We start from the raw sequence: 15,818 nt of genomic DNA, 5'->3' as shown, positions 1-15,818 counted from the left end.
GTCCTTTAGAATGGGCTCTTTTTTTTATAACAGGATTCGACAAAATCTGAGGAGTGTGAAAAAATATAAAGGCAGGAACATTGCGGAGGGGAAGAGACATTGAATGATAAAGTAACTGCGGTCAGGGAGATATGGCGTTATGAACAAGGGGAAATGAGCAGGCAAACCGACCGGATGGTGACGGAATATCCGTTGACGGTGATGGTGAACGGCAGTGAGTTTGTCACGCTCGTTTGCACGCCGGAGCATATCAAAGAGCTCGTCATCGGATTTCTCGCATCTGAGGGCGTTATTCGATTTCAAAAAGAGATTAAAAGGTTTACAATAGATGAAAGTCTCGGTTTTGTGTATGTCGATCTTGTTCATCCTGGGACATTGGATCAACAGGAATATACGAAACGGGTGATCGGCTCGTGCTGCGGAAAGGGTCGCCATTTTTATTTTCAGCAGGATGTCAAAACCGCCAAGACGGCTGTCAGCCAAATCAAGATTTCGCCTGAAACTTGTTTGGCGCTTATGAAGGATATGCAAAAAGAAAGCGGGACGTTTCAGGAGACGGGAGGCGTGCATAACGCGGCGCTTTGCGATACGGAGAAAGTGCTTTTGATGCGCACAGATATCGGCCGTCACAACGCGCTTGATAAATTATACGGACATTGTCTGCTGAATGGGATCTCCGTCCGCGATAAACTGATTGTCTTCAGCGGGAGAATCTCATCAGAAGTGCTGTTAAAAGCGGCAAAAATCGGCGTGTCGATTGTGATTTCAAAATCGGCTCCGACAGAGCTTGCGATTCAAATGGCAGAAGAATTAAATATCACAGCGATCGGTTTTGTGAGAAACGGATCTTTTAATGTATATACACATCCCGAAAGAATTGGGGGATAGGAGGGGCTGCGCAATGAATACAGAATCTCGCCAGATGTTAGATAAAAGGAACAGACCGCTCAGAGATCTTCGCATTTCTGTTACAGACCGCTGCAACTTCCGATGCACGTACTGTATGCCAGCCGAATTATTTGGCCCGGATTATCCTTTTTTAAAGAAAGAAGAGCTGCTTTCATTTGAGGAATTGGAACGGCTTGCGACGCTGTTTGTCACCAGGTTTGGGGTGGAAAAAATCCGCTTGACCGGCGGAGAACCGCTTATGAGAAAAGACATGCCTGAATTAATCAAAAAACTGGCCCGCATTCCGGGTCTCCGTGATATTGCGATGACGACAAACGGGTCGCTGCTGCCTGTTTATGCTGAGAAACTCAAAGAAGCCGGCTTGAAAAGGGTTACCATCAGCCTTGATTCATTAGAGGACGAACGCTTTAAAATGATCAACGGGCGAGGGGTTTCTGTCAGTAAGGTGCTTGAAGGCATTGAAGCGGCGAAACAAGCGGGGCTCGGCGTTAAAATCAACATGGTTGTCCAAAGGGGCGTCAATGAAAAAGATATACTGCCTATGGCGCGCTATTTTAAAGAAAATGGGCATATCCTGAGATTCATCGAATTTATGGACGTTGGCAACACCAACCAATGGGAAAAGAAAGATGTCATGACAAAGGCGGAAATCATTGATGTAATCAATGAACACATGCCGGTTGAACCGATTAAGCCTAACTATAAAGGGGAAGTTGCTTCAAGATTCCGCTACTTGGACGGCTCTGGTGAAATCGGTGTGATTTCTTCTGTATCTGATGCGTTCTGCGGCTCGTGTAACAGGGCCCGCCTGTCTGCGCGCGGTGAGTTGTTTACTTGCCTATTCGCTTCAAGCGGATATGACCTCAGAGCGCCGGTTCGGCAGGGATTAAGTGATGGCGAGCTGACAGAGATGATCGGCACAGTATGGCAGAATCGGATAGACCAATATTCAGTTGACCGGACGCTTTCAAAAACAGCGGGGAAAAAGAAAGTGGAAATGTCTTATATCGGCGGTTAATATGATAAAAGCTTATCGGCTAAGTCCGGTAAGCTTTTTTTGTGTCAAAAACTGTAATGCGCAAAAAAGTGCAAAAAATCCATTCATAAACCGAAAGATATAAGGATAGGCAAAAAGAAGGAATCACTGGAAGGAATTTTAATTCCAAAGCCATACAATATGATAAAATATAACCACTAGTTCATAGAAAGGGTTGGAGAGGCATGGCCGCTTACGAGATCCCGTCATCTCAAGTAGGAGTTAAAATCAATCAGTGGTATAAGCACATTTTAGCATTTCAAGTGGCTGATGCCGTTCAGCTGAAGGAAGAGATTGATCATGATATAGAACATATGGAAGAGGATCAGCTGCTTCTGTTGTACTATCAGCTGATCAGCTACCGTCATCAAATTATGCTTGATTATGTAAAGCCCGACCTGCACGAGGAATCTCAGCTCCAATATCGTGAATTAATCGAGAGGCTGGAAAGCAGCAAGGACAGCATCTCGGGATTATCTGAGTATTATTTTCATTTGTTCAGAGGGATGTATGAATTTGAACAGAACAATTACATCTCAGCCATATCTTTCTATCGAAAAGCTGAGAAAATGCTTGCGTTTGTAGAGGATGATATTGAAAGAGCGGAATTTCATTTTAAAGTAGCGGAAGTATTTTATATTATGAAGCAGACCCACTTTTCTATGAATCATGCGATACAGGCGCTTGAGACCTACAAGGCTCATGATTTTTACAGGGTGAGAAGAATTCAATGCCACTTTGTCATTTCTGGAAACTATATAGACTACAGAAATTATGAAAAAGCGCTTGAGCATCTCGATGACGCTTATCGTTTGGCTTTATTGGAAGGACAGCCCCGCTTGATCGGATCAGCCCTCTACAACATGGGGAACTGTTATGATGAAAAAGGAGAGCTGGATCAGGCGGCTGCCTACTTTGAAAAAGCGCTGCCCGTCTTTGAGGAACATCAGCTGGAGCAGCTCCCGAAAGCGCTGTTCAGCTTAACGCGTGTTCTCTTCAAAAAACAAGCTGAACAAGCGGCTATGCATTATTATGAAAAAGGGATTGCCATCGCCCGAAAACGAAACGACAGCTTTAGTCTGGAAAAATATAAATTTCTGCAGGCTCTATATGTGGAATCCGTTAACATGGGTATGATTCAAGAGGTATTTGATTATATGGAGGCCAAGTCCCTGTATGTGTATATTGAGGAATTTGCTCTGGATGCAGCTGCATATTCCAGCCTTCACGAAAACTATCAAGATGCGGTGTTTTTCTATGAAAAAGCGGTCAGCATGAGAGCGCTGATCCAGAAGGAAGACTGTTTATATCAAGTGTAAAAACCATCTGACGCCAGATGGTTTTTTTTATATACAAAAAAAGGGGAGCATCGGGACGTTTATTTCCGTGGAGAACAGGAAAAATCGCTACATACTGTTTTGGAACACAAACGGATGGTTAGCCGCGATTTTGTGAAATGGGAAATGGCGTTGTTTATGACAAGCGTGAGGGGGAATTCAATGTTTGGATTTGATGATATGGTGAAATTTCTGTGGTCTTTCCTCATCGTTCTGCCGCTTGTATCTATTATACATGTTGCCGGGCACAGTTTTATGGCTTTTATTTTTGGCGGGAAGGGTTCATTGGATATCGGGATGGGCAAAAAGCTGTTCAGGATCGGGCCAATACAGGTCAGAACCATTTATTTTATGGATTCGTTTTGCCGGTACGGCGAACTGAAGATCGACAACCGATTCACACACGCACTTGTTTATGCCGGAGGCTGCCTGTTTAACTTAATCACCATTTTCGCAGTGAATTTGCTCATTATACACAGTGTATTGAAGCCAAATGTGTTTTTTTATCAGTTTGTCTACTTTTCTACGTATTATGTGTTTTTTGCCCTGCTGCCGGTCCGTTACTCAGAAAATAAATCATCTGACGGGCTGGCGCTCTACAAGGTGCTCCGTTACGGAGAGCGTTATGAAATCGATAAATAATATTCAAATGTTTACCGCTGCTCAGATCGGGAAGGTAACAAGTACACACATAAATGAAGGGAGAGAATTACACATGGGTAACGATAGTGTAAAAGATAAAATGAAAGGCGGCTTAAATAAAGCCAAGGGAGAAGTGAAGGATAAAGTTGGAGATATGACCGACAAAACGGATATGAAGGCTGAAGGCAAAAAAGATAAGGCAAAAGGCGAGGTCCAAAAAGATATCGGTAAAGCGAAGGATACATTCACAGATAAAAATTAATCAGAGCGGCAAGGCAAGAAACAATGTTTTTTGCCTTTTTTTTATGTGAATAAATATGACAAAAAAGACAATCGATTTGGTTAAAGTATCTAAATTTTTTAAATATTCTTTAAAGTAATGCGTCTGTTCTATATAATAAATGACATAAGTTGTTAACTTTTATAACATCAGTTGACTCAATCAGACAAAGGAGGTTGTGCATGAAAAGCAAAGGGGTTAGAATACTGGCTTTCTTTCTGATGGTTTTTATCACGATTCTGATCACGGGATGTGCGGCGCCGAAAAAAGTGTCGGAAGCCAGCGTGGATGCGAAAAAAACAGTTGATATTGACACAAGCGGGGATGCAGTGAAGATTGGGATTCTTCACTCATTAAGCGGGACAATGGCAATCAGCGAGGTATCCGTTCATGATGCAGAGCTGCTGGCTATTCATGAAATCAACCAAAAAGGCGGCGTTCTCGGCAAAAAGCTTGAACCTGTTGTGGAGGACGGGGCTTCTGACTGGCCCACATATGCCGAAAAAATGAGAAAGCTGCTTCAGCAGGACAAAGCGGCGGCTGTTTTCGGAGGATGGACATCAGCGAGCCGCAAAGCGATGCTCCCGGTTGTGGAGCAAAATAACGGGCTGCTGTTTTATCCGGTGCAATACGAAGGCATGGAGTCATCACCGAATATTTTTTATACCGGAGCAACGACAAATCAGCAAATCGTGCCGGCTGTCGATTGGCTGCTGAAGAATAAAGGCAAGACATTCTTTCTGATCGGCTCTGATTATGTGTTTCCGAGAACAGCCAATAAAATCATTAAAGCGCAAGTGAAAGCCGCTGGGGGAGAAATTGTCGGTGAAGAGTATACGCCGCTCGGCCACACGAATTACAGTACGCTGGTCAGCAAAATCAATGAAAAGCAGCCGGATGTTATTTTTAACACATTAAACGGCGACAGCAATGTGGCATTTTTTAAGCAGCTGATAGATGCGGGTGTGACAGCTGATGAAATTCCTGTCATGTCGGCGAGTGTCGCAGAGGAAGAAATTCGGGGGATCGGTCCTGATGTGCTAAAAGGGCATTATGCGGTGTGGAATTACTTCCAGACAACCAATACAAACGAAAATCAGACATTCGTGAAGCATTATAAAAAGATGAACGGCGATAGCCGGGTGACGAGCGATCCGATTGAAGCCGGTTATAATGCGGTGTATCTCTGGGCAGCGGCTGTTGAAAAAGCCAAGTCCTTTGATATCGATAAAGTGAAGAAAGCGGCTGACGGGATTGCATTCAAGGCCCCGGGCGGCACGGTGAAAATCGATGGGGAAACACAGCATCTTTACAAAACAGTTAGAATCGGGCAAATCACGGGGGATGGACAGTTTAAAGAAGTATGGAACTCAGGTGATCCGGTAAAACCTGATCCGTATTTAAAAACGTACGACTGGGCAAAGGGGTTATCTAAATAATTCAAAGCCGTTTGCGGGAGAGGAGGCGGAAAATGTCTGTCATCGTAACGCAATTGTTTAACGGAATCAGTCTCGGTTCTATTTTGATTCTCATTGCGATTGGATTGGCCGTTACATTCGGGTTGATGAACATTATCAATATGGCGCACGGTGAGCTGATAATGGCGGGGGCATATACGACATATGTCGTTCAGCAGCTGTTTTTAAGCTATTTGCCGGCTTCTTTGTTTTCTTACTATTTTTTAATTGCTGTTATCATGGCATTTGCGGTTGCGGCGTTTATTGGAATTGTTATTGAAAAGGTGATTGTCAGGCGGTTGTATGACCGTCCGCTCGACAGCCTTTTGGCAACATGGGGGCTAAGCTTGATCCTGCAGCAGGCGGCCAGATCGACTTTTGGCGCACCAAATGTGGCTGTCAAGTCTCCTGAATGGCTGACGGGAGGAGTAACACTGTTTTCCGTTACCTTTCCGTATAAAAGGCTGTTTATTTTGGCGCTCGTTCTTTTTACACTGGCGCTGCTCGGATTCTATTTGTATAAAACCTCTGCGGGGCGGCGGATGCAGGCTGTTACGCTGAATCGGAGCATGGCATCATGTCTTGGTGTATCTGTGAGAAAAACAGATACATTGGCTTTCGCGCTCGGAAGCGGGCTGGCCGGTATTGCGGGGAGCTCACTCACATTGCTGGGGTCAATCGGGCCTACTCTCGGTTCGTCCTATCTGGTTGATGCTTTTATGATTGTCATTTTAGGAGGTATCGGAAAATTAAAAGGGACGATTATTGGGGCTGTGCTGGTGGGATTACTCAGTACATTTGTGGAGTATTCGGCAAGCGCCACCATAGCCAAGGTTGTGGTGTTTGCGTTTATTATTCTCTTTCTGCAATGGCGGCCTTCGGGTCTCGCAAGCGTCAGAACGAGATTACTTGATTAGGGGGTGCCGGATGAAGCAGTTTTCGCAATTCAGTCCGTATCTTGTGATGTTTGCCCTTTTTATCGCCGCTCCGTTCTTTCTTCAGGAGTTTCGATTGGGGCTGTTGGCGAAGTTTTTATGCTTTGCGATTGTAGCGGTCGGCATTTGCCTCATTTGGGGATATACAGGCATTTTGAGCTTGGGGCACGGCGTCTTTTTCGGATTGGGTGCCTACTGCATGGCGATGTATTTAAAAATAGAAGCCTCACCATCCGGTATTCCTGATTTTATGGAGTGGACGGGAGTCAGCGAACTGCCGTGGATCTGGGCTTTGTTCAGGCATCCTTTTGCTGCAATTGCGGCGGCTGTGGCTGTGCCTGTGCTACTGGCGTTTTTGCTCGGCTATTTTACGTTCCGCAACAATATAAAGGGAGTATATTTTTCATTGATATCACAGGCAGTCGTCGTTGTGGTGGTCACACTGTTCATCGGCAGCCAAGAAATCACCGGCGGTACCAATGGACTTACCAACTTCTATACGATTTTTCAATATTCTTTGGCTGATCCTGCGTTGAAGCGGATCCTGTATTTTACCACAGTCTTTTTTCTCGGCCTTACTGTTGTAATCGCTTTGTTTCTTACGAGAAGCCGCTTTGGCCGGCTTTTGCAGGCGGTTCGCGAAGGAGAAAACAGGGTGCGTTTTTTTGGTTATCATTCCACTGTTTTTAAAGTGTTTATTTACTGTGTGTCCGCTGCGATGGCGGGAATTGCCGGGATGCTGTTTGTGCTTCAGGACGGGATGATCTCGCCGGAAATGATGGGCATCATCCCTTCAGTGGAAATGGTGCTGTGGGTGGCGATCGGCGGCAGGCACTCTATTTTCGGAGCTGTGCTGGGCGCGCTGTTAACAAACGGCATGAAAAGCTATTTAAGCGAATATTATCCTGACATTTGGCTGTATTTCCTCGGTGCGCTGTTTATGATCGTCGTGCTTTATTTGCCAAAAGGGATTGTCGGACTGTTTGAGAAGCTTGGAACCCGGCTTTCTTTCTCGAAAAAGAAAGGAGCTGCTGCATATGAAACCGATACTTATCTGCCGTGACGTGAAGGTTCAGTTTGATGGGTTTTGGGCGCTGCGGGGGGCGGATATCAGTGTGCAGGAACGTGATATTCACTTTTTGATTGGGCCGAATGGCGCCGGGAAAACAACCATGCTGGATATTATTTGCGGGAAAACAAAGCCGCAGTCGGGTGAGGTTGTTTTTCAAGAAACCGCAGAACTGACAAAGGTTCCGGAATATCAGATCGCCAAAATGGGCGTCGCCAGAAAGTTTCAGGCTCCGAGTGTCTTTTCGCAGCTGACCGTGTTTGAAAATATCGAGCTTGCCATGAAGCAGAAAAAAACGATTCTCTCCCTGCTGGTGGCGCGTATGACAAGAGAACAGCGTGACAGGGTGACAGACATCCTGAAGCTAATCGGTTTAGAAGGAAAGCGGGACATAAAAGCCGGCAGCCTGTCACACGGACAGAAACAATGGCTCGAAATCGGCATGCAGCTCGCCATGGAGCCGAAGCTTTTGCTGCTGGATGAACCGATCGCCGGAATGACGGGAAAAGAGCGGGATAAAACCGGGGCTCTCCTTGAGGAAATTGCCAAAACGTGTTCCGTTTTAATTGTTGAGCACGATATGGATTTTGTCCGCTCGTTTTCCAGAAAAGTGACGGTGATGCATGAAGGAAAAGTGCTTTGTGAAGGATCGATGGATGAGATTACAAGCAATGAAGAGGTGGCAGCGGTGTATTTAGGAAGGAGCGGGGCGTCATGATAGCGGTTAGTAATGTGACTTCCGGTTACGATCAATCCATGGTTTTGCATAACCTCAGCATGGAAGTCCGCCCTGGGCAGATCGTCGCTGTATTAGGCCGAAACGGAGTTGGGAAATCTACTTTGCTGAAGACGATCATCGGCCTGATCCCGGCCAAACAGGGACAAATTCGTTTTCATCAAACGTTTGTTCAAAACGAAAAGACGGAAAAACGGGCAAGAGCAGGAATAGCGTACGTGCCGCAGGGGAGAGACATCTTTCCCGCTTTAACCGTTCGCGACAATCTTTTGCTCGGAGAAGAACCGCTTCCTAAGAAGGAGCGGAGAGGGCGGATCAAGGAGGAGATTTTTCAGTGGTTTCCTGTTTTGAAGGACATGCTCGACCGTAAAGGCGGCGATTTGAGCGGAGGACAGCAGCAGCAGCTTGCGATTGCCAGAGCGCTGATAGGTAATCCGAAAATGATTTTACTAGATGAACCAATGGAAGGAATTCAGCCCTCAATCGTGGAATTGATTCAAAAAGTTATCATAGAAATTTCCAGAAAAGAAGAGACTGCAGTTGTTTTGGTGGAACACAGCTTAGAGAACGCCTTAACGTGTGCTGACTATCTTTACGTCATGGACAGGGGAACGGTCGTCGCTCACGGAAAGGCTGACGAAGAAACGGCTCGCCGTTTTGAAAGGCATCTCACTGTTTGATCAGCATCCTGAAAAAGGGAGGTGATGGCCCGCCTGCATCGTTCCGGAGATTCATGTAACGCAATCCGCTTTAGAATGACGATAATAAGGAGGACCTAAGATGAAACTGACACCTGTTGAACAAGAGAAATTGCTCATTTTTGCAGCGGGAGAATTAGCCAAGCAGCGAAAGGCGCGCGGCGTTCTGCTCAATTATCCCGAGGCTGCCGCTTATCTCACCTGTTTTATCATGGAAGGCGCGCGCGATGGTAAGGGAGTGGCGGAGCTGATGGAAGCCGGCCGCCATGTATTGACTGAAAAAGATGTCATGGAGGGCGTGCCTGAGATGCTGGACAGCATTCAGGTGGAAGCTACATTCCCTGACGGAGTGAAACTTGTCACAGTACACCATCCGATTTCTGCGGAGGTGAAGTCATGAAGCCGGGAGCATTTCAGATTGCTGAGGGAACCATTACGATTAACGAAGGCCGCCAGACACGGGAGATAGCGGTGAAAAACACCGGATCACGTTCCGTTCAGGTCGGTTCCCATTTTCATTTTGCGGAAGCCAATGGTGCGCTATCGTTTGACCGCGAACAAGCCATCGGCATGCGTATCGACATTCCGTCAGGCACATCGGTCCGTTTTGAGCCAGGTGAGGAGAAAACGGTCACGCTTGTTGAATTCAGAGGGCGAAAAACAGTAAGAGGACTGAACGGAATGGCCGATACGTATATCGATGAACGCGGCAAAGAAAAAACGTTAGCCAACTTAAAGAAAGCCGGCTGGATGGAAGGTGTGATTCGATGAAAATGTCACGGGAGCAATACGCGGAGCTGTTTGGTCCGACAACGGGCGATAAAATTAGATTGGGCGATACGGACTTATGGATCGAAGTCGAAAAGGACTTCACTGTATATGGTGAAGAAATGATCTTTGGAGGCGGAAAAACGATTCGTGACGGCATGGGCCAAAACGGCAGCATCACAGGAAAAGACGGCGCTTTGGATTTGGTGATCACCAACGTCGTGTTATTGGATTACACAGGCATTGTCAAAGCGGATGTCGGTGTAAAGGACGGCCGGATCGTGGGTGTCGGAAAAAGCGGCAACCCAGATATCATGGATGGAGTCGATCCGCATATGGTCATCGGTGCGGGTACAGAGGTGATTTCCGGGGAAGGCAAAATTTTAACGGCTGGAGGAGTGGATACGCACATCCACTTTATTTGTCCTCAGCAGATGGAAGTTGCACTTTCCTCAGGAGTGACGACTCTTCTTGGAGGCGGAACGGGACCCGCTACAGGAAGCAAAGCGACAACATGTACGTCAGGTGCATGGTATATGGCAAGGATGCTGGAAGCGGCCGAGGAATTTCCGATCAATGTCGGCTTCTTGGGAAAAGGGAACGCATCCGATAAAGCGCCGCTGATCGAACAGGTGGAAGCCGGCGCCATCGGCCTGAAGCTTCATGAAGACTGGGGCACGACGCCAAGCGCTATCAAAACGTGTATGGAAGTTGTGGAGGAAGCCGATATTCAAGTCGCAATCCATACGGATACAATCAATGAAGCGGGCTTTCTGGAAAACACGCTTGATGCAATTGGGGAGCGGGTAATTCATACCTATCACATTGAAGGAGCAGGCGGAGGCCATGCCCCGGATATTATGAAGCTCGCCTCTTATGCGAACATTCTGCCGTCATCCACAACGCCGACAATCCCTTACACCGTCAATACAATGGATGAGCACCTTGACATGATGATGGTCTGTCACCATTTAGATGCGAAGGTGCCCGAGGACGTGGCGTTCAGCCATTCCAGAATCAGGGCTGCGACAATTGCGGCAGAGGACATTCTTCATGATATTGGTGCGATCAGCATGACGTCATCGGATTCCCAAGCGATGGGGCGGGTTGGCGAAGTCATTATCCGCACTTGGCAGGTGGCTGACAAAATGAAAAAACAGCGCGGCGCTCTCACTGGAGAAAACGGAAACGATAACGTACGTGCGAAACGCTACATTGCCAAATATACGATTAACCCTGCAATTACTCACGGCCTCAGCCATGAAGTCGGTTCTGTAGAAAAAGGAAAGCTCGCTGACCTTGTCCTGTGGGATCCTGTATTTTTCGGCGTGAAACCGGAATTGGTCTTAAAGGGCGGCATGATAGCACGCGCGCAAATGGGGGATCCAAACGCGTCTATCCCGACTCCGGAGCCTGTGTTCATGCGCCAAATGTATGCTTCGTATGGTAAAGCCAACCGCTCAACCTCCATTACGTTTATGTCCCAGGCGGGCATTGAAAGGGGCGTGGCGGAAAGGTTAGGGCTGGAAAAAAGAATTTCTCCTGTGAAAAACATCCGCAAGCTGAGCAAGCTGGATATGAAATTAAACGCTGCTTTGCCGAAGATTGAAGTCGATCCGAAAACGTATCAGGTCTTTGCTGACGGAGAAGAATTATCCTGCCAGCCTGTCGATTATGTTCCGCTGGGACAGCGATATTTCTTATTCTGACAAGACACGGCCGGAGTGCATCCGGCCGTTTTATTGACTAAACGGATGTCCAAGAAGCGCAAATTTAGTGTATATTATATGTTGACAAATGAATTAAATGTAACTATTATAGTTACAACGGTGGTGAAAAAACATGATTAACAGCCGTCTTGCTGTTGCCATTCATATTTTATCGCTCATTTCGATGGATGAAAAAGCGTCTTCGGACATTATCGCTGACAGTGTCAACACCAATCCGGTTGTTGTAAGAAGAATGATCAGCCTGCTGAAAAAGGGCGATATTCTCACATCACGCGCCGGGGTGCCGGGCGCGAGCCTCACAAAAGATCCAGCTGATATTTCTCTTTTAGAAGTATATCGGGCTGTTCAAAACCAAGAGGAACTATTTGCGGTTCATGAAAACCCGAACCCGAAGTGTCCGGTAGGCAAAAAAATTCAGTGCGCACTGGATGAGACATTTGAAAGTGTTCAAAAAGCGATGGAAAATGAGCTGGCAAGCAAGTCATTAAAAGATGTAATGAATCATCTCTTTTGATCAAAAGAGATGACTTCTCACCGCCAACATGTAACTAAAATTGTTACAAATAAGGAGGAAATCAAAAAATGAAAATAGGAATTATTGGTGCAAGCGGAAAAGCGGGAAGTCTGATTTTGAAAGAAGCGAAGGAAAGAGGCCATGAGGTAACAGCCATTGTCCGAAATGCATCTAAAGTGCAAGAGCAGGACACAGCGATTTTGGAGAAAGATGTTTTTGAACTGACAGCGGAAGATCTCAAGCCTTTCGATGCACTCGTGAACGCTTTTGGAGCTGCGCCTGGCCAGGAACATCTTCATGTTGAAGCAGGCAGAACATTAATCAGCCTGCTAAAGGATGCAAAACATACAAGATTGTTTGTCGTCGGCGGAGCGGGAAGCCTGTTCGTTGATGAAGCCAAAACAACACGTTTAATGGATACACCGGAATTCCCGAAAGAATATCTTCCGACTGCATCAAATCAAGGAGAGAACCTGAAAGACCTGCAAAAGGCAGACTCTATTTCCTGGACATTCCTCAGCCCGGCGGCGTTTTTTGATGCGGCAGGAAAGCGGACGGGATCTTACCAAAAAGGAAAAGACAATGTGATCGTAAACGCAAAAGGCGACAGTTATATCAGCTATGCCGATTATGCGATTGCTGTTTTGGATGAGCTTGAACATCCGTCACACAAAAATGAACGCTTCACAGTAGTAAGCGAAGCGGAATAACAAGAAAAAACCCGGAGGAAGCTCCGGGTTTTTTACTTAATAGCTGCTGTACGTATCATAATCGTTGAATATGCCGTCAGCGATTCCAAGCATTAGAAAGATGAAGAATGCGATGATCGCCAGGATCGATACAGCGATGCTCACGATTAAATAAATCCCTTGCATCTTTACAAATTTCGCATAGTTCTCCAGCATTAAATCTTCAGATTGCCCGCTATGCTTTTCAGCCATTAAGCCTGCTTCTTTTGCTGACCGCATCAAAAAGATGCCTGAAATGATTTGCAGTACGCCGGGCACTGCGCCGATAAGAAAAAAGAACGCGCCTGAAAGCGCAGTAAAAGCGCCCATAATAATAAATAAAATGCCTGTTGCTTTTCCCCATTTTGAAATACTGATGAGGGTTTTGTTGACCGTTTCCGGATTCATTGCCACGGGTCCCCTTTACAAAAAAATACTCACTTTTCTTTTATACACTATTTGTGAGAAGTTTTGTATAAAGAAATAAAAATAGTGAATTTGATTTTGAAGCGGCACGCTAGATGGGAAAGGTCACGCGCGTTTTTACGGGATGCGTGATGATGCCATGCTGAAAAACCCCGGCCATAAGGCCGGGGGATTGGCACATCTTATAAAATCGGCGACAGCAGCCGTGATACGGATTCCTTAATGCGGATCCATAATGATCGCTGCTGATATTCCTCGTAGGTGTATTTTCTCGATACGAGCAAATCTTCTTTAAATGTAGAAACCAGTTTTTTGGCAATGTTGATATCATAAATAAATGCATTAACCTCAAAATTCAGCCTGAAGCTTCGGACGTCGATATTCGCTGTACCGACTGACGCAATTTCGTCATCCACAACGATTGTTTTCGCGTGGATAAAGCCATTATCGTATATATAGACGGTGGCTCCGGCTTTTAAAAGATCCCCGATATACGAAAGTGTGGCCCAGTATACAAAGGCATGGTCGGGCTTGTTCGGTATCATAATGTTGACATCAATGCCGGACAGGCATGCAATCCTTAATGCATCCAGCAGGCTTGCGTCCGGAATAAAGTAAGGTGTTTGTATCAAAATGCTACGTTTGGCGTTTGAAATCATTTTGATGTAGCCGTTTTTAATTTGTTCCCATTCGGAATCGGGCCCGCTCGTAACAATCTGCATCCCGACATTTCCCTTTGGGCTGCAATCGGGAAAGTGGTTCGGAATATAGGTGAGTGTATGATGATGTGAAGCTTGGTTCCAATCAAGGATGAATCGTGTCTGAATGGCGTGGACGGCCGTTCCCTGCAATCGAATATGGGTATCGCGCCAATAGCCGAACTTCGGATTGAGACCGAGGTATTCATCCCCGACATTAAACCCACCGACATAACCGGTTATGCCGTCTATGATGACGAGCTTTCGGTGGTTGCGGTAATTCAGCCGAAGGTTAATCGGCCTGAGTTTTGAAGGGAAAAAGACCTCCACATGCCCGCCGGCCTCACGCAGTTTTTTAAAAAACTTTTTGCGTAGCGTTCTGGACCCGAGCTCATCATACAAAACCCTGACCTGCACACCTTCTTTCGCTTTTTGAATGAGGGCGTCCCGCAATTTTTTTCCTAATTCATCACCTTTGTAAATATAATATTGTAGATGGATATGATCCTTTGCCTTTGATATGTCATGTAAAAGCCGCTGAAACTTATCACGTCCGTCTGTAATGACATCAACTGAATTATCCTCTGTAAAGACAGCATGATTATTCATGATGAGCATGTATATTAAATCCTTATTATCAAAGGTTGCCCGGTTGTTGAACTGAAATTGCCTGTTTTCTAATTCTTCAAGCTGATGCTGCAGCAGCTTTTCGATTCCGATTTTCTTGCGATCCTCCCATTGAAACAAATGCTTGCGTCTGAGATTATGACCGAATAATAGGTATAAAATAAAGCCTAAAACGGGTATAAAGAAAAGAACAAGCAGCCAAGCCCATGATGCACTGGCATCGCGCCGTTCTTTGAATATGACAATGATGGCCAAAAGAATATTCAAAATGAAAAAAAGTGATAAAAGGATGGAAGAAATACTCACTTTGTAACCCCGCTAATTCATATTTATCAAGAAGATTGCCATTAGTATTCCATGAATAACAGCAATCTGATTCCCATTACAAATTATAACACTGACTTTTTAAAAGAATAAAGTGTGTTGATCCAGATTCTTTGTGAAAAACACGGGCAGATTTCTTTAAAACCAGCTTGCACCTGCGTTAAAATAAACTCATATGATAACGTTCGTAAAGCCTTGCAAAATCAAATAAAGGGGGAGAATAAATGAACTTTTACAGAATAGAACAAATGCCGGGGTTCATTAAAACAGAAATGCAAAAAATTCAAAAGGCTGTACAGCCTTTAATGAAGAAAACTGTCATCTACCGTTTTCTTGCTGTTCCGCTTGCTGCATTCTCTCTCTTTAATTTGGCTGCTTTCCTTTTTCATGCTTCAGCAGACAGAGAGTCCTTGATCAGCGCCGGTCTTTTTGCGCTTCTTGCTGCACTTGGATTAGCATTTTTTAAAGAAGCGGGCTATCAGCATAAACAAATCCAAAAGACCGTTCATATTTATATGCTGAACAGAATCAAAAAGAGCGAAATTCTTTCAGAAGAGCGCAAAAACACGTATACGCGCCAGATCACGGAGGAACCGTTTGCGATGCGGAGCTTTGTAGAGTTTTTGACTGAAGAAGATAGACGCAAGAAAATGCTGTATTAATACTGTAAACGGCACCCTGACTGTTAGCGGATTTATCTAACAATCAGGGTGCCGTCTTTTCATTTCATCGAATTCGTGTGTGAAACAACCGGATATTCATTCTGTATTTTTAAAATGTATATATCTATTTAAGATAACGGATACATGGCAATTCTTTCTTATCGTTAAATTAGATCTGTGGCCCGTGCCGTATACGATTTCTATGAGCATTATTATGATTCCTTTACATAGAAAAATAGGGG

General features: G+C 45.4%; 18 protein-coding genes. 16 read left to right on the top strand and 2 right to left on the bottom strand.

The window, feature by feature from the left end; all coding sequences use genetic code 11:
• Positions 1–99: 99 nt before the first annotated feature.
• The 15 genes from fdhD to NST56_RS19635 all read left to right on the top strand — a co-directional run bounded on the left by fdhD (position 100) and on the right by NST56_RS19635 (position 12,821).
• Entirely contained in the window at positions 100–888 is a 789-nt protein-coding gene (fdhD, locus tag NST56_RS19705; protein ID WP_326191528.1) for a formate dehydrogenase accessory sulfurtransferase FdhD, read from the top strand.
• Between the two features lie 13 nt (positions 889–901).
• Positions 902–1,927 (top strand): GTP 3',8-cyclase MoaA, encoded by a 1,026-nt coding sequence (gene moaA / locus NST56_RS19700; RefSeq protein WP_339178641.1) that lies wholly within the window; start codon positions 902–904, stop codon positions 1,925–1,927.
• A gap of 203 nt (positions 1,928–2,130) precedes the next feature.
• Entirely contained in the window at positions 2,131–3,264 is a 1,134-nt protein-coding gene (locus tag NST56_RS19695) for a tetratricopeptide repeat protein (protein ID WP_229149848.1), read from the top strand.
• A 180-nt stretch (positions 3,265–3,444) separates the two neighbouring features.
• On the top strand, positions 3,445–3,924 hold the full coding sequence (locus NST56_RS19690) for a hypothetical protein (protein WP_168748964.1): 480 nt from the start codon (positions 3,445–3,447) through the stop codon (positions 3,922–3,924).
• Positions 3,925–3,997: 73 nt separating this feature from the next.
• Positions 3,998–4,186 carry a CsbD family protein gene (locus NST56_RS19685; RefSeq protein WP_026014623.1) on the top strand — a complete coding sequence of 63 codons (189 nt, stop codon included), beginning with the start codon at positions 3,998–4,000 and terminating at the stop codon, positions 4,184–4,186.
• Between the two features lie 200 nt (positions 4,187–4,386).
• Positions 4,387–5,643, top strand: a complete 1,257-nt coding sequence (gene urtA / locus NST56_RS19680; protein WP_339178636.1) for an urea ABC transporter substrate-binding protein — start codon at positions 4,387–4,389, stop codon at positions 5,641–5,643.
• A gap of 32 nt (positions 5,644–5,675) precedes the next feature.
• Positions 5,676–6,578 (top strand): urea ABC transporter permease subunit UrtB, encoded by a 903-nt coding sequence (urtB, locus tag NST56_RS19675; RefSeq protein ID WP_339178633.1) that lies wholly within the window; start codon positions 5,676–5,678, stop codon positions 6,576–6,578.
• A gap of 10 nt (positions 6,579–6,588) precedes the next feature.
• The gene (urtC, locus tag NST56_RS19670) at positions 6,589–7,659 is read left to right on the top strand and encodes an urea ABC transporter permease subunit UrtC (protein WP_268448127.1); all 1,071 of its coding nucleotides are present in this window, start codon (positions 6,589–6,591) and stop codon (positions 7,657–7,659) included.
• Complete coding sequence (urtD, locus tag NST56_RS19665; protein WP_326218525.1) at positions 7,634–8,383, top strand: urea ABC transporter ATP-binding protein UrtD; 750 nt, start codon at positions 7,634–7,636, stop codon at positions 8,381–8,383. The genes urtC and urtD overlap by 26 nt, the downstream gene beginning before the upstream one ends.
• Positions 8,380–9,081, top strand: a complete 702-nt coding sequence (gene urtE, locus NST56_RS19660) for an urea ABC transporter ATP-binding subunit UrtE (protein ID WP_339178630.1) — start codon at positions 8,380–8,382, stop codon at positions 9,079–9,081. The genes urtD and urtE overlap by 4 nt, the downstream gene beginning before the upstream one ends.
• 100 nt (positions 9,082–9,181) lie before the next feature.
• Positions 9,182–9,499, top strand: coding sequence for an urease subunit gamma (ureA, locus tag NST56_RS19655; RefSeq protein ID WP_010332209.1), 318 nt, complete (start codon positions 9,182–9,184; stop codon positions 9,497–9,499).
• Positions 9,496–9,870, top strand: coding sequence for an urease subunit beta (gene ureB / locus NST56_RS19650; RefSeq protein ID WP_010332208.1), 375 nt, complete (start codon positions 9,496–9,498; stop codon positions 9,868–9,870). The genes ureA and ureB overlap by 4 nt, the downstream gene beginning before the upstream one ends.
• Complete coding sequence (gene ureC, locus NST56_RS19645) at positions 9,867–11,576, top strand: urease subunit alpha (RefSeq protein ID WP_010332207.1); 1,710 nt, start codon at positions 9,867–9,869, stop codon at positions 11,574–11,576. Before ureB ends, ureC begins: the two co-directional genes overlap by 4 nt.
• 133 nt (positions 11,577–11,709) lie before the next feature.
• Positions 11,710–12,111, top strand: coding sequence for an Rrf2 family transcriptional regulator (locus NST56_RS19640; RefSeq protein WP_010332206.1), 402 nt, complete (start codon positions 11,710–11,712; stop codon positions 12,109–12,111).
• A gap of 68 nt (positions 12,112–12,179) precedes the next feature.
• Positions 12,180–12,821, top strand: coding sequence for an NAD(P)-dependent oxidoreductase (locus NST56_RS19635; protein WP_268446903.1), 642 nt, complete (start codon positions 12,180–12,182; stop codon positions 12,819–12,821).
• Positions 12,822–12,857: 36 nt separating this feature from the next.
• Here NST56_RS19635 and NST56_RS19630 read toward each other — a convergent pair whose 3' ends face one another.
• Entirely contained in the window at positions 12,858–13,247 is a 390-nt protein-coding gene (locus NST56_RS19630; protein ID WP_168748956.1) for a DUF5362 family protein, read from the bottom strand.
• Positions 13,248–13,447: 200 nt separating this feature from the next.
• The gene (cls, locus tag NST56_RS19625) at positions 13,448–14,896 is read right to left on the bottom strand and encodes a cardiolipin synthase (protein ID WP_010332203.1); all 1,449 of its coding nucleotides are present in this window, start codon (positions 14,894–14,896) and stop codon (positions 13,448–13,450) included.
• A 242-nt stretch (positions 14,897–15,138) separates the two neighbouring features.
• Between cls and NST56_RS19620 the strand changes: the two genes are divergently transcribed.
• Positions 15,139–15,576: a DUF5392 family protein gene (locus NST56_RS19620; protein ID WP_168748955.1), complete on the top strand. Its 438-nt coding sequence runs from the start codon at positions 15,139–15,141 to the stop codon at positions 15,574–15,576.
• Positions 15,577–15,818 lie beyond the last annotated feature (242 nt).

This window comes from Bacillus sp. FSL R5-0560, assembly GCF_037966305.1.
GTDB lineage: Bacteria > Bacillota > Bacilli > Bacillales > Bacillaceae > Bacillus > Bacillus mojavensis.
This window is presented reverse-complemented; position numbering and strand designations above follow the sequence as displayed.